Annotated in this window: 17 protein-coding genes; 4 read left to right on the top strand and 13 right to left on the bottom strand. The window is 64.0% G+C overall.

Annotated features, from left to right (window positions below; genetic code table 11):
• Positions 1-216: 216 nt before the first annotated feature.
• Entirely contained in the window at positions 217-1,389 is a 1,173-nt protein-coding gene (locus CGS25_RS17840; protein WP_101676301.1) for an acyl-CoA dehydrogenase, read from the bottom strand.
• Positions 1,390-1,616: 227 nt separating this feature from the next.
• Positions 1,617-2,822, bottom strand: coding sequence for a 3-oxoadipyl-CoA thiolase (locus CGS25_RS17835; protein WP_101676300.1), 1,206 nt, complete (start codon positions 2,820-2,822; stop codon positions 1,617-1,619).
• 320 nt (positions 2,823-3,142) lie between these two features.
• Between CGS25_RS17835 and CGS25_RS17830 the strand changes: the two genes are divergently transcribed.
• Entirely contained in the window at positions 3,143-4,294 is a 1,152-nt protein-coding gene (locus CGS25_RS17830) for an acyl-CoA dehydrogenase family protein (protein ID WP_089031705.1), read from the top strand.
• 261 nt (positions 4,295-4,555) lie between these two features.
• Entirely contained in the window at positions 4,556-5,971 is a 1,416-nt protein-coding gene (locus tag CGS25_RS17825; protein ID WP_232802490.1) for a hypothetical protein, read from the top strand.
• A gap of 287 nt (positions 5,972-6,258) precedes the next feature.
• Here CGS25_RS17825 and CGS25_RS17820 read toward each other — a convergent pair whose 3' ends face one another.
• Positions 6,259-7,296 carry an MBL fold metallo-hydrolase gene (locus CGS25_RS17820; RefSeq protein ID WP_089031704.1) on the bottom strand — a complete coding sequence of 346 codons (1,038 nt, stop codon included), beginning with the start codon at positions 7,294-7,296 and terminating at the stop codon, positions 6,259-6,261.
• 161 nt (positions 7,297-7,457) lie between these two features.
• Here CGS25_RS17820 and CGS25_RS17815 point away from each other — a divergent pair, with 161 nt between their 5' ends.
• Both CGS25_RS17815 and CGS25_RS17810 read left to right on the top strand, forming a co-directional pair.
• A complete protein-coding gene (locus CGS25_RS17815; RefSeq protein WP_089031703.1) occupies positions 7,458-8,429 on the top strand; it encodes a zinc-binding dehydrogenase in 972 nt (323 codons plus the stop codon).
• Between the two features lie 152 nt (positions 8,430-8,581).
• Positions 8,582-9,340: a class II aldolase/adducin family protein gene (locus CGS25_RS17810; RefSeq protein WP_101676299.1), complete on the top strand. Its 759-nt coding sequence runs from the start codon at positions 8,582-8,584 to the stop codon at positions 9,338-9,340.
• 409 nt (positions 9,341-9,749) lie between these two features.
• Here CGS25_RS17810 and CGS25_RS17805 read toward each other — a convergent pair whose 3' ends face one another.
• The 10 genes from CGS25_RS17805 to CGS25_RS17760 all read right to left on the bottom strand — a co-directional run bounded on the left by CGS25_RS17805 (position 9,750) and on the right by CGS25_RS17760 (position 22,931).
• On the bottom strand, positions 9,750-12,044 hold the full coding sequence (locus CGS25_RS17805) for an NADP-dependent malic enzyme (protein ID WP_232802488.1): 2,295 nt from the start codon (positions 12,042-12,044) through the stop codon (positions 9,750-9,752).
• Positions 12,045-12,303: 259 nt separating this feature from the next.
• Entirely contained in the window at positions 12,304-13,908 is a 1,605-nt protein-coding gene (locus CGS25_RS17800; protein WP_101676297.1) for a PepSY-associated TM helix domain-containing protein, read from the bottom strand.
• Position 13,909: 1 nt separating this feature from the next.
• The gene (locus CGS25_RS17795) at positions 13,910-14,215 is read right to left on the bottom strand and encodes a hypothetical protein (RefSeq protein WP_101676296.1); all 306 of its coding nucleotides are present in this window, start codon (positions 14,213-14,215) and stop codon (positions 13,910-13,912) included.
• Positions 14,215-14,478 (bottom strand): hypothetical protein, encoded by a 264-nt coding sequence (locus CGS25_RS17790; RefSeq protein ID WP_101676295.1) that lies wholly within the window; start codon positions 14,476-14,478, stop codon positions 14,215-14,217. Before CGS25_RS17790 ends, CGS25_RS17795 begins: the two co-directional genes overlap by 1 nt.
• A gap of 376 nt (positions 14,479-14,854) precedes the next feature.
• Positions 14,855-15,775 carry a ketopantoate reductase family protein gene (locus CGS25_RS17785; RefSeq protein ID WP_101676294.1) on the bottom strand — a complete coding sequence of 307 codons (921 nt, stop codon included), beginning with the start codon at positions 15,773-15,775 and terminating at the stop codon, positions 14,855-14,857.
• A 3-nt stretch (positions 15,776-15,778) separates the two neighbouring features.
• Positions 15,779-17,227: a DHA2 family efflux MFS transporter permease subunit gene (locus CGS25_RS17780; RefSeq protein ID WP_101676293.1), complete on the bottom strand. Its 1,449-nt coding sequence runs from the start codon at positions 17,225-17,227 to the stop codon at positions 15,779-15,781.
• A complete protein-coding gene (locus CGS25_RS17775; protein WP_101676292.1) occupies positions 17,227-18,258 on the bottom strand; it encodes an NADP-dependent oxidoreductase in 1,032 nt (343 codons plus the stop codon). The genes CGS25_RS17780 and CGS25_RS17775 overlap by 1 nt, the downstream gene beginning before the upstream one ends.
• Positions 18,259-18,417: 159 nt before the next feature.
• Positions 18,418-19,569: an acyl-CoA dehydrogenase family protein gene (locus tag CGS25_RS17770; protein WP_101676291.1), complete on the bottom strand. Its 1,152-nt coding sequence runs from the start codon at positions 19,567-19,569 to the stop codon at positions 18,418-18,420.
• A 12-nt stretch (positions 19,570-19,581) separates the two neighbouring features.
• Entirely contained in the window at positions 19,582-20,778 is a 1,197-nt protein-coding gene (locus tag CGS25_RS17765) for an acyl-CoA dehydrogenase family protein (RefSeq protein ID WP_089031693.1), read from the bottom strand.
• Between the two features lie 68 nt (positions 20,779-20,846).
• Positions 20,847-22,931, bottom strand: a complete 2,085-nt coding sequence (locus CGS25_RS17760) for a 3-hydroxyacyl-CoA dehydrogenase NAD-binding domain-containing protein (protein ID WP_089031692.1) — start codon at positions 22,929-22,931, stop codon at positions 20,847-20,849.
• Between the last annotated feature and the right edge of the window lie 633 nt (positions 22,932-23,564).

Genomic DNA, 23,564 nt, shown 5'->3' with positions numbered 1-23,564 from the left:
GCTCCCACAAAAGACCGTGCCAACTCCAGGCTCACCCGACTCCGAAGCCGCCGTGGGAGCGGTCCCCGACCGCGAACCGAGCTGAAGGCGAGGATGGCCTGGCAAGGCCGATTCGCGATCAAGGACTGCTCCCACATTAAAATAAAACCCACCAACCAGCGCAAAAAAAACCCGGCGCCAGGGCCGGGTTTATAAAGGCAGAAAATACAGCGGTGTTTATTTGAAGGCTTGGATACCGGTCTGGGCACGGCCGAGGATCAGCGCGTGCACGTCGTGGGTGCCTTCGTAGGTGTTGACGGCTTCCAGGTTCATCACGTGACGGATGACGTGGTATTCGTCGCTGATGCCGTTGCCGCCGTGCATGTCACGGGCGTGGCGGGCGATCTCGATGGCTTTGCCGCAGTTGTTGCGCTTCATCAGGGAGACCATTTCCGGGGCCCAGTTGCCTTCGTCCATCAGGCGGCCGAGGCGCAGGCTGCCTTGCAGGCCGAGGCTGATTTCGGTCTGCATGTCGGCGAGTTTCTTCTGAATCAACTGAGTGGCGGCGAGCGGGCGGCCGAATTGCTTTCGGTCCAGGGTGTATTGGAGCGCTTGCTGCCAGCAGAATTCGGCGGCGCCCATGGCGCCCCAGCTGATGCCGTAGCGGGCTTTGTTGAGGCAGCTGAACGGGCCGGTGAGGCCTTCCACGTCGAGGCGGTTCTCTTCGGGCACGAAGCAGTCATCGAGCATGATCTGGCCGGTGATGGACGCACGCAGGGAAAATTTGCCTTCGATTTTCGGGGTTGAGAAACCCTCGAACGCGCGCTCGACCACAAAGCCGTTGATCTTGCCGTCCAGGTTCGCCCACACCACCGCCACGTCGGCGATCGGTGAGTTGGTGATCCAGGTTTTGGCGCCCTTGAGCAGATAACCGCCGTCCACTTTTTTGGCGCGGGTGCTCATTGAGCCGGGGTCGGAGCCGTGGTCGGGTTCGGTGAGACCGAAGCAGCCGACCCACTCGCCGCTGGCCAGTTTGGGCAGGTACTTTTTCTTGGTCTGTTCGTTGCCGAAGGTGAAGATCGGGTGCATCACCAGGGATGACTGCACGCTCATGGCGGAGCGGTAGCCGGAGTCCACACGCTCGACTTCGCGGGCCACCAGGCCATAGCTGACGTGATTAACGCCGGCGCCACCGAACTCTTCGGGAATGGTCGGGCCGAGAAAACCCAGCTCGCCCATTTCGTTCATGATTTCGCGATGGAAGATCTCGTGGCGGTTGGCCTCGAGCACCCGTGGCATCAGTTTTTTCTGACAATAGTCGTGGGCCGCGTCGCGAATCATGCGCTCGTCGTCGGTGAGCTGGCCGTCGAGCAGCAGCGCGTCGGTGGGGTTGAACGAACCTGTTGCCATTTTCCTTTCCTCTTAAAGTCTGTGCAGGCCGGCGCGGGTAGTGGGGGTTGAAAGTTAAAAGTTAAAAGTTAAAACGCGGATAGGCGCCGCAGCTTCCGCTCACACTCTCGCCGCGTTCAGGCGCGGAGAAGGCGGCCGGCCCGGTGTGCCTCCACCTTTGAATCGCGTTTCAACTTTTAACTTTTAACTTTCAACCCGCCGCTGATCCGCGCCAGACGTTGAAATTTTTACTTCTGCCGCTCAATCAACATCGCCACACCCTGGCCGATGCCGATGCACAGGCTGACCAGCGCGTAGCGGCCGTCGATGCGCTCAAGCTGACGCAGGGCGGTGAGGGCCAGGCGAACGCCGGAGGCGCCCAGCGGGTGGCCCACGGCGATGGCGCCACCATTGGGGTTGAGGCGTTGGTCGTCGCCGTCGATGCCGAGCTGTTTGCAGCAGCCGAGCACCTGGGAAGCGAACGCTTCGTTGATTTCGATCACGTCCATGTCGTTGAGGGTGAGGCCGGCGCGCCGCAGCACTTTCTGGCAGGCCTCCACCGGGCCCAGGCCCATGACACGGGGGGCGACGCCGGCGACACCGCCGGCGATGATGCGCGCGCGCGGCGCCAGGCCGGCCTGCTCGCCGGCGGCGCGGGAGCCGATGATCAGCGCGCCGGCGCCGTCGTTCACGCCAGAGGCGTTGCCGGCGGTGACAATGCCGCCGTCGACGATGGCGGACAGCTTAGCCAGTTGCTCCACGCCGGTGCCGGGGCGCGGGTGCTCATCTTCGGAGACCGACAACGGCGGCTTCTTGCGGCCCTGGGGCACGTCCACCGGCAGGATCTCGTCCTTGAAGAAACCGTCTTCGCGGGCACGCTCATAGCGGCGCTGGGATTGGGCGGCGTAGGCGTCCGCCTGTTCACGGCTGATGCCCAGCTCGGCGGCCACGTTGTGGGCGGTTTCCGGCATGGTGTCGGCGCCGAACTGCTTAAGAATTTTGGGGTTGGGGAAGCGCGCGCCGATGGTGCTGTCGAACATCGGCATGTTGCGGCTGTAGGCGCTCTCGGCCTTGGCCATCACGAACGGGGCGCGGCTCATGGATTCCACGCCGGCGGCGATCACCAGTTGGCCTTCATCCACGGTAACCATGCGCGCGGCGTCCAGGGTGGCGGCCAGGCCGCTGCCGCACAGGCGGTTGACGGTGATGCCGGCGACCGACTCCGGCAGGCCAGCGAGCAGCGCCGCGTGGCGGGCCACGTTGCGGGCGTCTTCACCGGCCTGGTTGGTGTTGCCGGCGACCACGTCTTCATAGAGCGCGGTGTCGAACGGGTTGCGTGCCACCAGAGCGCGGATCACGTCGGCGAGCAGGTCATCCGGGCGCACCGGGGCGAGAGCGCCGCCGTGGCGGCCGAAGGCGGTGCGCACACCGTCATAGATGTAGGCGTCGAGCATAGAATCGATCCTCTTGAATGCCCTCTCGGGGCGATGTTCACCAAAACGGAGCAGAGCACACCTTTATTGGTGAAACCGCTCCTGCGAGAGATTGCCGTTTCACGAAGACCCGCTGTTGGCGGGCAATTGTGCTTGCGACGGCGGTTTATACCGTGCGCATGCCGTGTTCAGCCGTATTTCATGTTTCGCTATGCGGAACTATGTTTTGAAAACTTGACGGAAAGGATAGGCCGTGACAGAGTGCGATGCAAGCAGCGGATGACCGCGGAGTCGCCATCCGCCCACCCTATCTCGTCTATTTTCCGGGGAATACGCAGACCATGATTCGCGATCAGGAAACCCTCTCTCAACTCGTCGATACCATCAGCCGGTTTGTCCGTGAACGGCTGGTTCCCGCCGAACAGTCCGTGGCTGAAAACGACGCCATTCCTGAGGACATTGCCCAGGAAATGAAAGAGATGGGCCTGTTCGGCCTGTCGATTCCGGAACAGTACGGCGGCCTGGGTCTGACCATGGAAGAGGAGGCACTGGTGGCCTTCGAGATCGGCCACACCTCACCGGCGTTTCGCTCGCTGTTTGGCACCAACAACGGCATCGGTGCCCAGGGCATTCTGATTGACGGCACCGAAGAGCAAAAAAACAAGTACGTACCCAAGTTGGCCACCGGCGAAGTGATCAGCTCGTTCTGCCTGACCGAACCGGACGCCGGCTCCGACGCCGCCAGCCTCAAAACCCGGGCGGAAAAAGACGGCGACTTCTATGTGCTCAACGGCACCAAGCGTTTTATCACCAACGGGCCGGAAGCCAACCTGTACACGGTGATGGCGCGCACCGACCCGAGCATCAAAGGCGCCGGTGGCATCACCGCCTTTATTGTCGAGGGTGACACCCCGGGCCTGATCCGCGGCAAAGCGGACACCAAGATGGGCCAGCGCGGCGCGCACACCTGCGACATTACCTTTGAAAACTGCCGGGTGCCCGCCGAGAACATTATCGGTGGCAAGGAAGGCGTGGGCTTTAAAACCGCCATGAAAGTGCTCGACCGTGGCCGCCTGCACATTTCCGCGGTGTGCGTGGGCGTGGCCGAGCGTCTGATTGAAGACGCCCTGCGTTTCGCCATGGAACGCAAGCAGTTCGGCCAGCCGTTGGCCGAGCACCAGTTGATCCAGGCGATGCTGGCCGACTCCCGCACCGAGGCCTTCGCCGGCCGTTCCATGGTGCTGGAAGCCGCCCGCGCCAAGGACGCCGGCAAGAACGTGAGCCTGGATGCGTCCTGCTGCAAACTGTTCTGCGCCGAGATGGTGGGCCGCGTTGCCGACCGCGCGGTGCAGATCCACGGTGGCTCCGGCTACATGGCCGAATACGCGGTGGAGCGTTTCTACCGTGACGTGCGCCTGTTCCGGATCTACGAAGGCACCACCCAGATTCAGCAAATCGTGATTGCCCGGAACATGGTGCGCGACGCGCAGTAAAAAAGCGCCTTACGGCGCGATACAGGACGCAAGATACAGGATACAGAAAGAGGGCGCGGTGCCGTTGGATGGGCCGCGATTGCGAGCAGGCTTTGCGTTTTTCCATAGCGTGCTTTGCATTTTCGCACTAGCCACGCACGCGGGCACGGACATGAAAGCCCGCACCGAGGCCTGCTCGCGCCTGTATCCTGTATCCTGCCTCCTGTATCCCGCTTTTATCCTGCTTCCTGTATCCATCTCTACCCCGCCTGGAGATCACGATTGAATCTGGGGGTCCCCCGGCCGCTGCGCCGGGCGCTTGATTACACCTTGCCGGTCTGTATGTTCGGCACTCTTTTGGCGCTCACCGCCAACAGCGAGATCGGGCAATGGATGGCCCGACCCGCCCTTTTGCTCTACCTGCTGGCGCAATGGCCGCGCCAGGAGCGGCTTGCCCGTGGTCTGCAACTGGCGGCGGTGGCCGGCACCGTGCTGGTGGCGGCGCTGCACAGTGATCCACTGCGGATCATTCTCGATGCCCTGGATCGCTTCTGCTTTTTCGCCACCTTTGTGTCGTCGCTGGGCCTGTTGCGGGTGTCGGCGATGCGCTCGCTGCTGGTGCGTCAGGCCGGCCAGGTGCTGATCCGCCAGCAGCCCACCTGGCGCTACCCCACCCTCTCGCTGGGCGCCGCCCTGTTCGGGCTGATCATCAATATCGGTGTGCTCAATCTGTTCGGCGCCATGGTGCAGCGCAGCAACAGCCTCAAGGCGGCCGGCGGCGATCCCAAGGTTCAGCAGGTGCGCGAGCGCCGCATGATGCTGTCGCTGTTGCGCGGGTTCGCGCTGGCGCCGCTGGTGTCGCCGCTGGGCATCAGCCTGGCGGTGATTCTCTCCAGCATGCCCTCGCTGCGTTGGAGCACGGTGGCACCGGTGGCCTTCCCCACCGCCGCCTTGGTGTTCGTGATCGGCTGGGCGTTGGATTGGCTGACCCGTCCGCGCCATCTGAACGCCCCCCGCCCACAACCGGCGGCCCTGACGCCTCTGCTGAGTTTCGCCGCGTTGGCTGGCGCCATCACCGTGCTGGTGTTCGCGATCAGTTATTTCGGCGGCGTGCGCCTGCCGGTGGCGGTACTGATCGCCTGCCCACTGAGCGCCTTCACCTGGCTGGCGCTGCAACGCCGGCGCCTGGGCGGCGGCACCGGGGTGCGTCGAGCGGCGGCACTGATGTATCGCCACTCGCGGCTGATTTTCGGCGCCAACCGCAATGAAGTGGCGGTGCTCGGCGGCTCCGCCTTTATCGGCTCGCTGATCATTCCCCTGGTGGACCGCGCCGCCCTCGCCAGCGCGCTGTTGGACACCGGCCTGTACGGCGCCAGTGCCGCCGCCGTGGCGCTGCTGGTGGTGCTGACCCTGGCGCAGCTGGGGCTTAACCCGATTGTCTCGGTGACCCTGATCGCCGGCCTGTTCTCCGACACCCACGTGATCGGCCTGGAACCGGTGGTGCTGGCGGTGGCGCTGCTCAGCGCCTGGAGCCTGGCGATGATCTCATCACCGTTCACCGCCGCCATGATGGTGATTTCCCAACTGATCCAACGCTCCCCCTACACCGTCGCCTGGCGCTGGGACGGGTTGTTTTTCATGGTCCTGCTGCCGGTGATCGTGGGTTGGTTGTTCGTTTTGAATGGGTGGTTGGGGTAGGGGCATGCCGCCTTCGGCGGCGATGCAGGATGCAGGATACAGCGCGGGGAAGGCCGGGAGCAGCGGAAGCCCCGTGCCCGCGCCGACAAGTTCCCGCCACCTCTGCGGTCAAAGACCGCTTACACCGAAACCCGGGCCCCTTTGTGCGCGGGCACCGATTCAACGCCGGCATGGCCAGGCCCGCGCTGTATCCTGCATCCTGAATCCTGTATCCCTCTTCTCCTCCAGCGGGTTTGTACAATGCAAACGCCGATACCCGGTGTAGGGTTATCGGCACGGTCCCTGGATCAGGCGGCGCTGAAGTAGAGCCGCCCTTGGCGTTGTTGGCGTTGCACGTCGCCACGGGCCATCAGGCTGTTGAGGTGGGCGATGCTTTCGCTCATGGCGAACATGGTCTGGTGGCTGTCCAGTTCACGGCGGAACAGCACCGGCAGCAGGTCGAAAGCGGTGGTCGGCCCGGCCCGGCACACCTGGAGCGCCGCGTCGAGTTGCTCTTCGTGGTGGCCGCAGAGCGCGTCGATGCGCTGGTGCAGGCCGTGAAACGGCAGGCCATGGGCGGGCGCCACCAGGGTGTCCTCGGGCAGTTCGGCTTTGATCGCCTTGAGGGAGCCGGTGAACTCGCCGACCGCGTCTTCGTCCGGCAGGTGGGAGCGCACCGACAGGTTGCTGGAAATTTTTGGCAGCACCTGGTCGCCGCTGATCAGCACCCGGTCCCGTTCGCGGTACAGACAGGCGTGTTCCGGGGCGTGGCCACGGCCGATCAGGATGCGCCAGGCGTCGCCGTCCACGGTGAGGGTGTCTCCGCCGGCGATGAACTCGGGCGTGGGCGGCAGCTCGGGCATGATGCGGCGGTAGGTGTTGCCACGGTTGGCCATGGCTTCCAGGTCCTCGCCTTCCAGGCCATGCAGGCCGAAAAAGGCGCGGAAGTCGTTGCCCACCTGGGCGTCGCTGGCCTGATGAATGCGGGTGGTCAGATCCCATTCGCCCCGGGTCATCAGCACCGGCGCGGCAAACCGCTCGGCCAGCCAGCCGGCCTGGCCGATGTGGTCCGGGTGGTAATGAGTGACGACGATGCGGTGGATCGGTTTGCCATCCAGGGCGTCGCGGAACACGGTTTCCCAGATGCCACGGGTGTGCGCGGAACTGAAACCGGTGTCGACCAGGGTCCAGCCGTCGCCATCGGCGAGCAGCCAGAGGTTGATATGGTCCAGCGCGAAGGGCAGCGGAAAGTACAGCCAATAGACGCCGGGGGCGATTTCCAGACGCTGACCGGCTGGCGGGGCGCTGTCGAACGGGTACTGCAGGGTGGGGTTAACGGCACTCATCAAACGACTCCCGGGGCCTGGATCACGGAACGCGGCGATGGCCGGCTTTTTATCCCGCGGTGCGGCCCCACGTTCAGACATGGATACGAGAATCCGCCCAGCGGGCGGGTATGACAAAAAGATCGGTGGCAAGGCCACCTCGTTGGGTACGGAGACAAGCAATGCAAGCGTGGCACATTCAGAGCGACCACACTCTTAAACTGGCGAACGCCGACCAGCCGGAACCGGGCCCGGATCAGGTGCGCGTGCAGGTCAAGGCGGTGGGCATCAACCGCGCCGACATTCTGCAGGTGAAAGGCGTGTACCCGGCGCCGCCGGGCTATGACAGCGCCGTGCCCGGCCTGGAATACGCCGGCGTGATCGACGCGGTGGGCCCGAAAGTGCTGGGCCGCAAGGTCGGCGACCGGGTCATGGGGCTGATTCCCGGCGGCTCTTATTGCGAGACCCTGGTGACCCACGAACGCGAAACCCTGGTGCTGCCCGACGAGATCGATTTCGCCACCGGCGCCACCATTCCCGAAGCCTTTCTGACCGCCTACCGGGCATTGTTCGTGGAAGGCGGCCTGCAGCCGGGCCAATGGTGCCTGGTGCGGCCGGCCACCGCTGGCGTTGGCCTGGCGGCGGTGCAACTGGCGCAAGCACTGGGCGCGCGCCCGATCGGCTCGACCCGCGACGCCGCCAATCTGGCCACCGCCCGCGACCTGGGGCTGGCCGGTGAGGTGATCGAAAACGACAGCCTCCCCGAGCAATTGCTTGAGCTTACCGGTGGCCAAGGCGTGGCGGTGATCATGGATATGGTCGGCCCCGAATGGGGCACCTTGCTCAAGGGCCTGCGCATCGAAGGCAAGCTGGTGCTGGTGGGCGTGCTCGGCGGCACTCAGTGCCACCTGGACCTGCGCGGCCTGCTGCAACGGCGGCAGAGCATCACCGCCATGACCATGCGCAGCCAGCCGATCGAAAAGCGCATCACCATGGCCAATCTGTTCAACGACCGGCTGGCGCCGCTGTTCGCCAACGGCCAGCTCAAGCCCCTGCCGCTGGTCACGTTCCCGTTCAGCGACGCCCCCGAAGCGCACCGGCATATGCTGGAAGAGACGTTCAGCGGCAAGCGGGTGTTGGTGATGGAGCCATAGTTGAAAGTGAAAAGTTAAAAGTTGAAGCGGGCCTGCCCTATAAGAGCAGACCCGCGAGGGAGTCGCCTTGTGGCTTTCAACTTTCAACTTGCAACCTTCAACTTTGTTGACATATTAACGAAACACTATTTCACAATAAATGAGGTGCTGCAATGACGGAAGCAACCGCTACCCGAATGAACCGGATGAGTGAAGCCGAGTGGGAAGTTCGCAAGGATCTGGCCGCCGCCTATCGCCTGGTGGCGCTGTACGAATGGGAAGACCTGGTGTTCACCCACCTGTCCGCCCGCGTGCCCGGGCCCGAGCATCATTTCCTGATTAACCCCTACGGCTGGCTGTTCGACGAGATCACCGCGTCGTCGCTGGTGAAGGTGGACCAGGACGGCAATATCGTCGATCCCGGCGCCACCAACCGGGTTAACCCGGCCGGCTTTACCATCCACAGCGCGGTGCACATGGCCCGCGAGGAAGCCGGCGCCGTGCTCCACCTGCACGCCGCCGACGGCGTCGCCGTGAGCGCGCACAAACACGGCCTGCTGCCGCTCAGCCAGACCGCCATGCTGTGTCTGGACCACATCAGTTTCCACGATTTCGAGGGTGTGGCTCTGAACCTGGAAGAGCGCGAACGGCTGGTCAAAGACCTGGGCGACAAAAACATGATGCTGCTGCGCAACCACGGCACCCTGACCGTGGGCAAAGACGTGGGCGAAGCTTTCACCTATATGTATTTCCTGATGAAAGCCGCCGAAATCCAGGTGCGCACCCTGGGCCAGGGCGAACCTTCCCTGCCTTCCCAGGAGGCCATCAACACCACCTCCGACCAGTCCAAACAGTTGGGCATGGCCAGCAAACTGACCTGGCCGGCGCTGCTGCGCAAGCTGGAACGGATCGGCAGCGATTACGCGTCTTAAAAGCCGATACAGGGTTCAGGAGGCAGGGCTGGGGTTGGATTCCGGTGTGGGAGCGGTCCTTGACCGCGAATCGGCTCTGCCAAGCCCGGCCTCGCCTGCGGCTCGGTTCGCGGTCAGGGACCGCTCCCACAGCGGCGCTGTAGCGGGACCGGAACAACAGGCCTGCGCCGGTGTTGAATTCTGGTGTAAGAGCGGTCCTTGACCGCGAATCGGCTCTGCCAAGCCCGGCCTCGCCTGCGGCTCGGTTCGCGGTCAGGGACCGCTCCCACAGCGGCGCTGTAGATATTCGCTGGCACGCCGGCACGCAGCACGTTTTGCGCTGCGCGCAACACGCCAAATCAAAACCCACAGCGGCGCGGTAGCAGAGTTAATCTTGTCCTGAACACTGAACACTGCCCCCCCCTCCCCTTTACCCCGCGCCTTCCAGGTTGGCTCGGACCACGGTCAGGGCGGCCATGTTGACCACCCGGCGCACGGTGGCGCTGGAGGTGAGGATGCTGACCGGGGCGTTGGCGCCGAGCAGGAACGGACCGATGGCGATGTTGCCGCCGGCGGCGGTTTTCAGCAGGTTGTAGGCGATGTTGCCGGCGTCGCCGTTGGGGCAGACCAGCAGGTTGGCGGCGCCTCTGAGGGTGGAGCCGGGCAGGATCTCCAGGCGGGCGGCTTCGTCGAGGGCACAGTCGCCGTGCATTTCGCCGTCGATTTCCAGGTCCGGCGCGCGTTCGCGGATCAACGCCAGGGCCTGGCGCATTTTCGCGGCGGAGGCGCTGCGCACCGAGCCGAAGTTGGAGTGCGAGAGCAGCGCGGCGCGCGGTTCCAGATTGAGGCGCCGCATTTGCTCGGCGGCGGCAATGGTGAATTCGGCGATTTGTTCGGCGTTCGGGTCTTCGTTGACGTGGGTGTCGACCACCGCGATGGTGCGTTCCGGCAGCAGCAGCACGTTCATGGCCGCGTAGGTGTGGGCGCCGGGTTTGCGACCAATCACTTCATCGACGAAACGCAGGTGCTCGGAGAAGGCGCCGACGGTGCCACACACCAGCCCATCCGCTTCGCCCATGTGGACCATCATGGCACCGATCAGGGTCATGCGGCGGCGCATCTCGGTGCGCGCCATTTCCCGGGTGATGCCGTGGCGGCTGCGCATGTCCCAATAGCGGTTCCAGTAGCGGTGGAAGCGATCGTCCTGTTCCGGGTTGGTGATTTCCACGTCCCGTTCCAGGTCGAGGCGCAACCCGAATTTTTTGACGCGCGCGGCCAGCACTTCGGGGCGGCCCACCAGTATCGGTTTGGCCAGGCCTTCGTCGACGATCACCTGAATGGCGCGCAGCACCCTCTCCTCTTCGCCTTCGGTGAACACGATGCGGGCTTTGCCGCCGTCGCGCACCAGTGCCTTGGCGCTGGAGAACAGCGGTTTCATAAAGGCGCCGGAGTGGTAGACGAACTGCTCGAGCTGCTCGGTGTAGGCGTCCAGGTCGGCGATCGGGCGGGTGGCGACGCCGCCCTCCATGGCCGCTTTGGCGACCGCCGGGGCGATGCGCACGATCAGGCGCGGGTCGAACGGCTTGGGAATCAGGTAGTCGGCGCCGAAGCTGACTTCGTAGGTGCCGTAAGCGGCGGCGACGCGCTCGTTCTGCTCTTCGCGGGCGAGCCCGGCAATCGCCAGCACCGCGGCTTTTTCCATCTCGCGGGTGATGGTGGTGGCGCCGGCGTCCATCGCGCCTCGGAAAATATAGGGAAAGCACAGCACGTTGTTGACCTGGTTGGGGTAGTCCGAGCGGCCGGTGGCCATCACCACGTCGTCGCGCACCGCCTTGGCGTGCTCGGGCAGGATCTCCGGGCTGGGGTTGGCGAGCGCCAGAATCAGCGGGTTGGCCGCCATGCTCTCGACCATTTCCGGCTTCAGCACGCCGCCGGCGGAGAGGCCGAGAAACACATCGGCGCCGTCGATCACTTCCGCCAGGGTGCGCGCCGGGGTGTCCTGCATGTAACGCGCTTTGTCCGGGTCCATCAGCACGGTGCGGCCACGGTGCACCACGCCTTCGATGTCGGTGACCCAGATGTTTTCCACCGGCAGGCCCAGGTCGACCATCAGATCCAGACAGGCCAGCGCCGCGGCGCCGGCGCCAGAGGTGACCACCTTGACCTGATCGATGCGCTTGCCGACCACTTCCAGGCCATTGATAAACGCGGCGCTCACGGTGATCGCGGTGCCGTGCTGGTCGTCGTGGAACACCGGAATGTTCATGCGCTCACGCAGTTTGCGTTCGACGATAAAACATTCCGGCGCTTTGATGTCTTCCAGGTTGATGCCACCGAAAGTCGGCTCCAGGGCGGCGATGATTTCCACCAGCTTGTCCGGGTCGCTTTCGTTGATCTCGATGTCGAACACATCCAGGCCGGCGAACTTCTTGAACAGCACCGCCTTGCCTTCCATCACCGGCTTGGAGGCCAGCGCGCCGATGTTACCCAGCCCCAGCACCGCGCTGCCGTTGGTGATCACGCCGACCAGATTGCCGCGCCCGGTGTAGCGGAACACGTCGTTGGGGTTGCCGACGATCTCCTCGCAGGCAGCCGCCACCCCGGGGGAATAGGCCAACGCCAGATCGTTCTGGTTGGTCAGCGGCTTGGTGGCGACGATGGCGGTTTTTCCGGGAACGGGGAATTCGTGGTAATCGAGGGCAGCGCGGCGGCTGTCGGTGGTCAAGGCGGTCTCCTTGTGGCGAATCGAATCGATGCGGTTCAAACACTCAATGCGAATCACTAGTGTAGCCGCGTGCCTCATTCACGCCAACGACGCAGTTAAAATGCGTGGCGTTTCAGCCCGGATTTTTGTGGGAGCGGTCCTTGACCGCGAATCAGGCTTTGCCAGGCCGGCCTCGCCTTTCAGGCTCGGTTCGCGGTCAGGGACCGCTCCCACAGGGGCGCTGTAGCAGGGGCCCGATGCGGATTGGGTGTTTTGGTGGCTAGGGTGTGCCGCTTGCCCAAACACTGTCCCTGGAGCCGTGACGTACCCGCCGGGCGGTGCGGCGGGTCATTACTAGCAGTAGCAGACCGCCCACCAACGCCGTTACTTCCACGGCCAGCAGGTCCGGGGCTGTGTGCAGCCAGGCGGGGGACGATGGCAACACGGCGGCAAGCAGTGAGGTGGCGGGAATGGCGAGTGCGAACGCCGCGCTTGCGGCCAGCAGGTGCACCAGCGATCGGGCCGGGCCGGCAACAAAGGCCCAGGCGACGCTGGCCAGAAACACGCTGTAGTAAGCACTCATGTACAGGGCACTCTGGCTCTCCACGACGCCGTGCAGCCATTTGCCGGCCACCATGGCGGCGCAAACGCCGGCGACGCTGCCCCAGCATACGCCCACGGTGGCGCTGGCCATGGCCCGGGTGACCCGCCTTTGCACCGGGGTGTCGCCGCCGCGCCGTTGTTTGCGGCGGCGGGTTTCGATCCACAGCAGATTGCCGGTGTAGAACAGAAACGCACCGGACAGACCGAGCAGGAAATACACCCAACGCATAAAAGCGCCGCCGAAGTTGCCGAAGTGCAGCGCGAAAAAGGTAATCACGATGTCGGTCCAGGGACCTTCGTGGCCGGGCAGATAGGCGGTGTCGAGAATCTCGCCGCTGTACGGGTCCATGGCGGCGAAGCCACGGTCGGCGCCGCGCAGCATGTGACCCGGATCGACACCGGCGACGCGCACCCGGGCGTGGTCGGTGAGCACATCGCTGTAAGTGATTTCGCGCGGCTGGAACGACGGCGACAGGGCCGCCAGGCGCTTTGACAATTGCGCCGGTGACAGCAGCTCACCCGGGTCGCGGGTGGCGCTGTGGTCCTGGGCCGGGCGCTCGCCGAAGATTGGCCGGTCGCCGTACACCGCCGCTTGCAGGCCATCGTAGATCTGGTCATGGAAGGCGAACACAATCACCGTCAGCGCGATCATCAGATGGAACGGCAGGCTGGTGATGCCCACCACGTTGTGAGCGTCGAGCCAGAAGCGCTTGCGGTTTTTGCCCGGACGCAACGCGAAGAAATCCTTTACCAGGGTGGGCAGCAGGACGATCAGCCCGGACACCAGCGCCAATGCGTAGAGCACGCTCACCGCGCCCATTACGTAGACGCCCCAAAGGTGGTGCCCGCGCCCGGGAATACCGGCGGTCTGGTGAAGCTGGTCGATCAGTTCGCCCAGCGCGGTGGGCTGAAACCGCACACTGCGCGGATTGCCCTGCTGATCCAGAGTGGCGCCCAGAAAAACCGCGCCCGGTGCCGGCCCGCGCCCGGGCGGATCGCGCCATACCAACGGCGCGGGCACGTCCTCGGAGGGTTGCAGGTGCAACACGAAGCCGCGCGCGGCGGCCGGGTGCGCGGCCACGGTGGCGCCGATCAGAGCCGGCCATTGCGCCTCGCTCACCCACTCCAGTGGCGTGGCGACGGGCGGCGCCGCCCAGCGCCCCAGCTCGCCCTTGAACATGGTCAGCGCGCCGGCGAAGAAGCAGATGAACAGCGCCATGCCGGCGATCAGGCCGGTCCAGGTGTGCAGCGTCTTGTAAATACGGATCACTTCGCTGCGCACGTCAGCTCCCGGCCAGACACAGACGGGTGGCCGCCAGCGCGCCGCCGGCGATCAGGTTGGTGGCGCCCAGCCACAGCCAGGCACGCAGGCCACTACGAAACAGATACACGGTGCTCAGCGGCACCAGCCAGATCACCGGCACCAGCCACATGTTGAGCTGGTCTTTGTTGGCGGCGCTGATGCCACCGGGGCCGAGCCAGGCGAACAGGCCGCTGAGCGCCACCGCCAGGGTCAGGCCCAGCACCCCGCCGGCCAGGGTTTTGCTGATCCAGTCGGGCCGGATCGGCGCGCGCTTGGGGCTGGTCATCAAGGGTTCTCCGCCGGGCCACGCAGCAACGACAGCAACGGCAGCACGCCGAGCAGCAGCATCTGCAGGGTGAGCGCGGCGAACAGGCCGGCCTTGGCGGAGAGCGTGGTCATCCACAGCGGCAACGACAGCGCCAACAGACATCCTGCAAGCGCGCGCAACGGTACCGGCAGCGGCCTGGCGAGCCAACGCTGATTGCCCGAGCAGAGATAAAACAGCAGCGCGCCCGCCACGGTGATCAGCGTGCAAAAGAAAACGGCCATGGGTTTTTCCTGGCGCCGGTGGCGAACGTGGTGACCGCGAGCGGACACCCGGCCAAGCGAATAATGATAATGATTCGCAATTGTGGCATTGCTAACGGGAAGGAGCAAGATGGGGGGGTCAGTTTTCAGTTTTCAGTGTTCAGGCGCGCCACGCTGGCACGTTGCGCGCAACACGCCGGGGCCTTTGCCCGGCCTGCCTCGCCTTCGGCTCGGTTCGCGGTCGGGGACCGCTCCCACAGCGGCGTTGTAGCGGGGCCGGAACAACAAGCCTGTGCCGGAGTTGAATTCTGGTGTGGGAGCGGTCCTTGACCGCGAATCGGGCCTGGCCAGGCTTGCCTGGACTTGGGCTCGGTTCGCGGCTGGGGCCGGGGGCGCTTTATTTCTCGCGCATGCGCAGGGTCACCAGCACGGTTTCCAGGTGCGGCACCGGCACCTGATGGCGGTGGGCGATGGCGACCACGTTGCCGAGGATGGCGTCGAGTTCGATGGCGCGGCCGTTAACGTAATCCAGCGCCATGCTGTTTTTGTAGGCGGGCATTTTGCGGGTGCCTTCGATGTTGCTGTCCGGCAGTTGCGGGGGCAGCGGGTGGCCGTCGGCTTCGGCGACCGCCATCACTTCGAGCATCAGGTTGCGCACCAGTTGTTCGCCGCCTTCGGTGTCGAGCATGGTCAGGGTGTCGGCGCCGTTGGCGAGCACCGAGAGCGGGTTGAAGGGGGTGTTCCAGACGCATTTGAGCCAGCGTTCGCGGACCACCTGGTCGGCCAGTTTGATCTCGATGCCGCCGGCGCGGAACAGGTCGGCGAGCTGTTCGCTGCTGGCGTCGATGCCTTCGGGGAAGTTGCCCATCACCAGGCGGCCATAGGCGTTGTGCTTGATCTGGCCGGGCGCGACGCGGCTGACGGCGACGAACGCCAGGCAGCTGATGATCGGGTTATTGGGGAAGGCGTCGGCCAGTTCCCGTTCGATGTCCAGGCCATTCTGGATCAGCACCAGTTTGGTGTTCTCACCCATCCACGGACGCACCTGGGCGACGCGGTCGGTGCCGGCGACGATCTTGGTGGAGAGGATCAGAAAGTCCGGTTTGGTGTCGGCGGCGTCGGTGTCCCGGTACACGTGGTCGGGTTGCCAGGAGATGTCGCCCAGCGGGCTTTCGAACTGGAAACCGTTGGCGTTGACGGCGTCGTATTCGGAGCGCACCACTACGCTGACCGGGCACCCGGCGCGCTTGAGAATGGCGCCGTAAAAGCTGCCGATGGCGCCGGCGCCGATGATCAGAATTTGCGGTTTGTCGTTCATTTATCAGGTCTCCACTGCGGAAAGCTTGCGTTGCCCGCGTCCCATGCTGGCCAGGGGCCAGAAGGCGAGCAGAAAAAGAATCAGGAGCATCAGAAAAGCGTCGTCAAAACCCACCTCGAAAGCGTGGGGATGGCCGGCTTCCGGGTAAGCTTGCCAGTAACGGTCACTGAAGAATTGTACAAATACGGCACTGAGGTTCACGCCCAGGGCACCACCGATCTGGCGGCCGAAGTTGACGATGCCGGAGCCCTGGGGAATCAGGCCCGGGGGCAACAGGGCAATGCTGCCGGTGGTCACCGGTGGCATGATAAAGCCCATGCCCAGCCGGCTCAGCGCCGCCCAGATCACCAGCCAGACGATGCCGGTCTGCTGCCCGGCCAGGCGCATTAACAGCATGCTGAGAATGAACAGCAACAGGCCGATGCCGATCAGCCAGACGCTGGGCACGCGGTCGGTGAGGTGGCCGGTGAAGGGAAAAATCAGCGCCATCGCCAGGCCCGCGGGCATCAGCATCAGGCCGGCGGTGGAGGCACTGACGCCGTTGACCTGCTGAAAATACAGCGGCAACAGATAGGTGGAAGCGAACACCCCGGCGCCCATCACGATCGACAACGCAAAGCCACCGAAAAAACCCGGGGTGGCGAAGGTGCGCAGATCAAACAGCGGCTGGCGGGCGCGGCGCTGCCAGAGCCCGAACAAGAGCAGCAACAGCGGGCCGCCGATCAGTGCGGCGAGCAGCAGCGGTTCCGACCAGCCGCGCCGCTGGCCGGCGGCCATCGCCCAGAGCGTGGCCACCAGGCCGGCGCTGAGCAATAGCAGGCCGCGCCAGTCGAGCGTGGTGGCGCGGTTGTCGTCGTGTTCGCGGTCGGGCAGGAAACGCCAGGCCATGGCCATCGCCAGCGCGCAGGCGGGCAGCACCACATAGAAGGTGGCCCGCCAGGAGAGTGTGTCCACCAGAACGCCGCCCAGCGCCGGCGCGATCGCCGGGCCGAGAATCACGCCCATGCCGTACATGCCCATGGCCTGGCCACGTTTATGCAGCGGGAACACCTGGAAAATGGCGATCATGGCGAGCGGCTGAATCAGCCCCGCCATTACCCCCTGCACGGCACGGGCCGCCACCAGCAGCCCGAAGTTCTGGCTCAGGCCGCCGACCACCGAGGCGGCGATGAACACCGCCATGGCGATCAGAAATGCCTGGCGTGAACCGAACCGGGCCACCGCCCAGGCGTTGAGCAACATGCCCACGGTCATCGCCGCCAGAAACCCGGTGGCGAGCCAGTGCACCTGATCCTGCTGCAGGTGAAAGCGGACCATGATCACCGGCACCGCCACGTTGATGATGGTGGACGCCAACACCACTGAAAGCGTCCCCAACATCACCGTGGCGGTGACCAACCAGCGATAGTTTTTGCCGTAACGGTGGAACAGCCCCTCGATGGACTGCGCCATCAGGAAAGGCTGGGATCGTCGCTGACCTGAATCAGCAGCTTGCCCCGGTTCTTCCCTTCCAGCAGCCCTTGAAAGGCGCTGACGGCGTTCTCCAAACCTTTGACCACGTCTTCCTGGTACTTGACCTTGCCGTCGCGTACCCAGGCGCCCATGTCGCGCACGAAATCGGCCTGGCGGTGGATGTAATCGAACTGAATAAAGCCTTTGATCAGCAGGCGGTTGACCAGCACCTTGCCCATGAAACCGACCAGACGGTCCGGGCCTTCGGCGGCGCCGGTGTCGTTGTAGTGGGCGATGCGGCCGCACACCGGGATGCGGGCGAAGTCGTTGACCAGACGCATGACCGCGTCGAACACCTTGCCGCCGACGTTTTCAAAGTAGACATCGATGCCGTTGGGGCAGGCGTTTTTGAGTTGGTCGAAGAAGTCGTCGTCTTTGTAGTTCACGCAGGCGTCGAAGCCGTATTGCTTGACCACGTGCTCGCACTTGTCCGGTGCACCGGCCACGCCGACCACCCGGCAGCCTTTGATCTTGGCGATCTGGCCCACCACCTGACCGACCGCGCCGGCGGCGGCGGAGACCACCACGGTTTCGCCTTTCTTGGGCGCACCGATTTCTTCCAGGCCCACGTAGGCGGTGAAGCCGGGCATGCCGAGCACGCCCACGGCGGTGCTGATCGGCGCCTGGGCCGGGTCCAGTTTGCGCAGGCCCTTGCCCGCTTCCAGGGAATATTCCTGCCAGCCGCCCCGGGCCAGCACGAAATCACCGGCTTTGAAATCGGCGTGCTTGGATTCCACTACCTGGCCGACGGTGGCGCCTTCCATCACGTTGCCCTCTTCCACCGCCGCCGCGTAGGACTTGGTGGCGTTCATGCGCCCGCGCATGTACGGGTCCAGAGACAGATAAATGGTTTTCACCAACACCTGATCCGCACCCACCTCCGGCACCTGGCCTTCGTTGAGTTGCAGGTTGCTGTCGTCGGGCATACCGGTGGGGCGTTTGGCGAGAATGATTTGACGGTTTACGGTCATGGTTGCTCTCCCGAAATGTTGTTATTGGAAAGAAGTTGAAAGTTAAAAGTTACAGGCGCGGGCACTGCCTAGCAGTCGGCAATGCCCGGACCGCGCTTAAACTTTTAACTTTTAACTTTTAACTTAAAAAAAAGCGGCCCGAAGGCCGCCTTTTTGGTTTTACTCTTCGTGATCGCTGACGTCGATCAACTGTTCCAGCCGGGTGAGGTGGTATTCCCGGTCACCGAGCCAGTGGTCGATCATGACGATGCGTTTGGCGTAGTGGGAGACGGCGGTTTCTTCCATCATGCCCATGCCCCCGAACAGCTGGATCGCCTCTTCGGCGATTTTGCGGCCGGATTTGCCGATCTGCGCCTTGGCGGCGGAGATGCGTTTTTTACGCAGCTCCGGTTTTACGTCCAGGCTGCAGGCGGCGAGCATGGTAATGGAACGGGCTTTTTCAAGCTCCATGCGCATTTCCACCATTCGGTGTTGCAGCGCCTGGAACTTACCGATCGGCACGCCGAACTGCTGACGTTCCTTGATGTATTCCAGGGTCTGGTCACAGGCCACTTCCATGGCACCGGTGGCTTCCGCGCACAGTGCGATGAGCCCCAGATCCAGGCTGTTTTCAAGGGCGTCGATGGCGCTGCCTTCTTCGCCAAGCAGCGCGTCGGCGGGCACCTTAACGTTGCTGAAGGTGATCTCAGCGGCGCGCAGGCCGTCGATGGTGCCGTAGCCTTTGCGGGTTACACCGTCGGCGCTGGCGTCCACCAGGAAGGCGCTGAGGCCATCGCGGGCGGCGGTGTCGCCACCGGTGCGGGCGATCACCACCAGCTGGTCGGCGCTGTCACCGTGCAGCACCACGGCTTTTTCGCCGTTGATCACGTAGCCGTCGCCTTCTTTCTTGGCGCTGGTGTCCACGTGAGTATGGTTATAGCGGCCTGCGGCTTCGTGCAGTGCCAGTGCCAGGCGGGTCTCGCCGCCGATGATGGCGGGGATCAGCTGCTCTTTTTGCTGGTCGTTGCCGAGGCCGTCGATCAGGGTGCCGCACAGCACCACGGTGGCCAGGTAGGGTTCCACCACCAGGCCACGGCCAAAGCCTTCGGCTACCACCATCAGTTCCGGGCCGCCGCCGTTGAAGCCACCGGCTTCCTCGGAGAACGGTACGCCCAGCAGGCCCAGTTCGGCGAACTGACCCCAGACTTCCTTGCTGAAGCCCTGCTCGGAATCAAGAATCTTGTTGCGGGCATCGAAGGTGTAGGTATCCCGGACCAGGCGACCGACGGTCTCTTCGAGCATGCGCTGCTCGTCGCTGAATTTGAAATCCATGCTCCTGCTCCTTTACAGACCCAGAATCGCCTTGGCGATAATGTTCTTCTGAATTTCGTTGGAGCCCCCGAAGATCGAGAGCTTACGGAAGTTGAAGTAGCGGCTGGCCACGGACGCGGAGAATTCCGGACCCACATAGGGGCCTTCGAAATCGCCGGCCAGTTCCTCGGGGAGGAACGGCAGCGCGTGCGGACCGGCGGCGCGGCGGAACAGGTCGGTGATCTCCTGGCGCAGCTCGGTGCCCATGATCTTCAGGAACGAGCTTTCCGCGCCCGGGACACCGCCGGCTTCGGCGGCGGCAACGGTGCGCAGGTTGGTCATTTCCAGGGACATCAGCTCCATTTCCACGTCCGCCAGGCGGGCCAGGAAATGCGGCTCTTCGATCAGCGGCTTGCCGTCCACCTGCTGCTCGCGGGCAACCTGCTTGAGGTGCGCCAGGGCGGCCTTGGAGGCGCCCACGCCGGCGATGCCGGTCCGCTCGAAGGTGAGCAGGTATTTGGCGCAGGTCCAGCCTTTGTTTTCTTCGCCGACCAGGTTTTCCACCGGCACTTTGACGTCATCGAAGAACACTTCGTTGACTTCGTGCTCGCCGTCCAGGGTGATCAGCGGACGCACGGTGATGCCGGGGGTGTTCATGTCAATCAGCAGGAAAGAGATGCCTTCTTGCTTCTTGGCTTCCGGATCGGTGCGCACCAGACAGAAAATCATGTCGGCGTGCTGGCCCAGGGTGGTCCAGGTCTTCTGACCGTTGACGATGTAGTGGTCACCCTCGCGCACGGCACGGGTCTTGAGGCCGGCCAGGTCGGAGCCGGCACCCGGCTCGGAGTAACCCTGACACCACCAGTCGTCGGTGTTGAGAATGCGCGGCAGGTAGTAGTCTTTCTGCTCCTGGGTGCCGAACTTGATGATCACCGGGGCGACCATGCTGACACCAAACGGCAGCACGCTCGGAGTGCCGGCTTCGGCGCATTCTTCTTCGAAGATGTGCTTCTGGATCGGGCTCCAGCCGGTGCCGCCGTACTGCTTCGGCCAATGCAGGGCCATCCAGCCCTGGTCATTGAGAATGCGCATCCAGCGGACCATGTCTTCTTTGCCGAGGCGCTTGTGCTCTTTCACCTTGCGGGAAATCTCGGCGGGCAGCTTGTCTCTCAGGAAGGCGCGCACTTCGTCACGGAACGCGCGCTCTTCCGGGGTGTAATTGATATCCATAACGTCCTCTCGGTAATCGCGGACCGGCCGCGCCTGAACGGCGGCGGCCGGTGTGGCGGGAGGCGGGCTCAGCCGTAGAAGCCCTTGCCCTCTTTGGCCAGTTTTTCCAGCAGCGGGGCGGGTTTCCACACGTCGTCGCCGGTCTCTTCGTGGATCTGGCTTACTTTATCGTAAATCGTTTTCAGGCCCACCTGGTCGGCCCAGAACAGGATGCCACCACGGTAGACCGGGAAGCCGTAGCCGTAAATCCAGATTACGTCCACGTCCAGCGGCCGGGCGGCGATGCCCTCTTCCAGGATTTTGGCGCCTTCGTTGACCATCACGTACAGGCAGCGCTCGAGAATCTCCTGATCGGAGATGTCGCGGGTGGCAATGCCGTTGTCTTCGCGGTACTTGGCGATGATCTTGTCGACCTCGGCGGACGGCACCGGGGTACGGTCGCCGTCTTTGTAGTCGAACACGCCGGCCTGGGTTTTTTGACCCATGCGGCCGGCTTCCACCAGCTCGTCGGTCCAGTTACGGGCCGGGCCGTTTTCCGGGTTTTCCTTACGCAGCTCTTCGCGGATGCGGTAGCCCACGTCCATGCCGGCCAGATCGGACATGGCGAACGGACCCATCGGCATGCCGAAGTCGAAGATCACTTTATCAACCTGGGCGGGGTTGGCGCCCTGGTTGACCAGCTTGATCGCTTCCGCCTGACGCAGGTGCAACATGCGGTTGCCAACAAAGCCGTGGCAAACACCGACCAGCACGCCGACCTTGCCGATGCGACGACTCAGGTCCATCACGGTAGCGATGACGTCGTCGGAGGTCTTCTCGCCGCGCACGTTCTCCAGCAGCTTCATCACGTTGGCGGGGCTGAAGAAGTGCATGCCCATCACGTCTTCGGGACGCTTGGTGAAGCTGGCGATGCGGTTGACGTCCAGGGTGGAGGTGTTGGTGGCCAGGATCGCGCCTTTCTTGCACACCCGATCCAGTTCGCCGAACACCGCTTCCTTGACGTCCATGTTTTCGAACACGGCTTCGATTACCAGATCCACGTCACCGAGATCGTCGTAGCTCAGGGTCGGCTTGATCAGCGCCATGCGCTGCTCGACCTGCTCCTGGGTGATGCGGCCTTTCTTGGCGGTGTTTTCGTAGTTCTTGCGGATCACCGCGATGCCGCGCTCCAGGGCGTCTTCTTTCACTTCGAGCAGTTTCACCGGAATGCCGGCATTGACGAAGTTCATGGCGATGCCGCCGCCCATGGTACCGGCGCCGATGATGGCCACGGTATTGATCTCGCGTTTGGGCGTGTCTTTATCCAGCCCTGGCACCTTGGCCACTTCACGCTCGGCGAAGAACACATGGCGCTGGGCGCGGGATTCCGAGCTGACCAGCAATTCAGCGAACAGCTCGCGCTCGCGCTTCATGCCTTCAGCGAAGGGCAGCTCCACCGCCGCCTGCACCGCTTTGATGCAATGGAACGGGGCTTTGAAGCCGCGCTGCTTGCGGGCAATGGATTTCTCGAAGTTGCTGAACAGGTCGGCGTCTTCTTTCTTCACATCCAGTTCGCGGATCTTGCGCAGCGGCGCGTTTTCAGACACCAGCTTACGGGCGTAAGTCAGGGCGCCTTCGAGCAGATCGCCACTGACCACTTCGTCGACGATGCCGATCTTGTGGGCGTCCTTGGCTTTCACCGGGTTGCCGCCCACGATCATGTCCAGAGCCGCCTTGGCACCGACCAGACGCGGCAGGCGCTGGGTGCCACCGGCGCCGGGCAGCAGGCCCAGCTTCACTTCCGGCACACCGACCTTGGCGGAATCCAGCGCCACCCGGTAATCACAGCCCAGGGCCACTTCCAGGCCGCCGCCCAGAGCGGTGCCGTGAATGGCGGCGATCACCAGCTTGTCGCTGTCTTCGTATTCGTTGATCACGTCGGGCAGCGCCGGGCCGGCCGGGGCCTTGCCGAACTCGCGGATGTCGGCGCCGGCGGGGAACGTGCGGCCTTCGCCAATCACCAGCAACGCCTTCGCCTGATCGTCCGCCAAGCCCTGACGCAAACAGCTCTGCAGGCCTTCGCGCACACCCTGGCCCAGGGCATTCACCGGCGGGTAATTGACACTGATGACACCGATCTCGCCTTCAAGGCGGTAGCTGACTACCTCGCTCATGATTCCTCCTTCAGCGGCTGGGCCCCGCCCGCGTAAAGCGCGGCGCGGCAGCCAATGGAAAACGTTTCGGGAAGGTTCTCCCGGCGGGCCCCAGTATAAGAAAACTGGCCCCATTATCAATTATTTCAAAACACCATTTTGCCTAGCGGACAACCCGGAAAGGGCGAAAACCGCGCCCTACAGCATACATCCTATTGGCCGCCCCTGGCTCGGCGGAAGGCGACGATCTCCACGCCAATGGCGACGGGTTAAAGCCTGGATAAATGAGACAAGACACAGGGAACAGCGCGGGCAGAGGCCCGTGCCAGCTCCAGGCTCGGCCCCGCCACGGAGCCGCTGTGGGAGCGGTCCCCGACCGCGAACCGAGCCGAAGGCGAAGCGGACCTGGCAGCGCCCATTCGCGGTCAAGGACCGCTCCCACAAAAGACCCCGCCAATCCGGAACAAGCCCGGCTACAGAGCCGCTGTGGGAGCAGTCCCCGACCGCGAACCGAGCCGAAGGCAAGGCGGACCTGGCAGCGCCGATTCGCGGTCAAGGACCGCTCCCACAAAAGACCCCGCCAATCCGGAACAAGCCCGGCTACAGAGCCGCTGTGGGAGCAGTCCCCGACCGCGAACCGAGCCGAAGGCAAGG

The sequence above is a fragment of the Alloalcanivorax mobilis genome (genome assembly GCF_002864685.1).
Classification (GTDB): domain Bacteria; phylum Pseudomonadota; class Gammaproteobacteria; order Pseudomonadales; family Alcanivoracaceae; genus Alloalcanivorax; species Alloalcanivorax mobilis.
The sequence above is the reverse complement of the archived record's forward strand: the minus strand, read 5'-3'. Positions and strand labels throughout refer to the sequence as shown.

Bases quoted from the DNA above. Each gene is read 5' to 3' on its own strand.
- CGS25_RS17840 (WP_101676301.1), bottom strand. From the start codon at position 1,389: ATGGCAACAGGTTCGTTCAACCCCACCGACGCGCTGCTGCTCGACGGC.
- CGS25_RS17835 (WP_101676300.1), bottom strand. From the start codon at position 2,822: ATGCTCGACGCCTACATCTATGACGGTGTGCGCACCGCCTTCGGCCGC.
- CGS25_RS17830 (WP_089031705.1), top strand. From the start codon at position 3,143: ATGATTCGCGATCAGGAAACCCTCTCTCAACTCGTCGATACCATCAGC.
- CGS25_RS17820 (WP_089031704.1), bottom strand. From the start codon at position 7,296: ATGAGTGCCGTTAACCCCACCCTGCAGTACCCGTTCGACAGCGCCCCG.
- CGS25_RS17815 (WP_089031703.1), top strand. From the start codon at position 7,458: ATGCAAGCGTGGCACATTCAGAGCGACCACACTCTTAAACTGGCGAAC.
- CGS25_RS17810 (WP_101676299.1), top strand. From the start codon at position 8,582: ATGACGGAAGCAACCGCTACCCGAATGAACCGGATGAGTGAAGCCGAG.
- CGS25_RS17795 (WP_101676296.1), bottom strand. From the start codon at position 14,215: ATGACCAGCCCCAAGCGCGCGCCGATCCGGCCCGACTGGATCAGCAAA.
- CGS25_RS17790 (WP_101676295.1), bottom strand. From the start codon at position 14,478: ATGGCCGTTTTCTTTTGCACGCTGATCACCGTGGCGGGCGCGCTGCTG.
- CGS25_RS17785 (WP_101676294.1), bottom strand. From the start codon at position 15,775: ATGAACGACAAACCGCAAATTCTGATCATCGGCGCCGGCGCCATCGGC.
- CGS25_RS17780 (WP_101676293.1), bottom strand. From the start codon at position 17,227: ATGGCGCAGTCCATCGAGGGGCTGTTCCACCGTTACGGCAAAAACTAT.
- CGS25_RS17775 (WP_101676292.1), bottom strand. From the start codon at position 18,258: ATGACCGTAAACCGTCAAATCATTCTCGCCAAACGCCCCACCGGTATG.
- CGS25_RS17770 (WP_101676291.1), bottom strand. From the start codon at position 19,569: ATGGATTTCAAATTCAGCGACGAGCAGCGCATGCTCGAAGAGACCGTC.
- CGS25_RS17765 (WP_089031693.1), bottom strand. From the start codon at position 20,778: ATGGATATCAATTACACCCCGGAAGAGCGCGCGTTCCGTGACGAAGTG.
- CGS25_RS17760 (WP_089031692.1), bottom strand. From the start codon at position 22,931: ATGAGCGAGGTAGTCAGCTACCGCCTTGAAGGCGAGATCGGTGTCATC.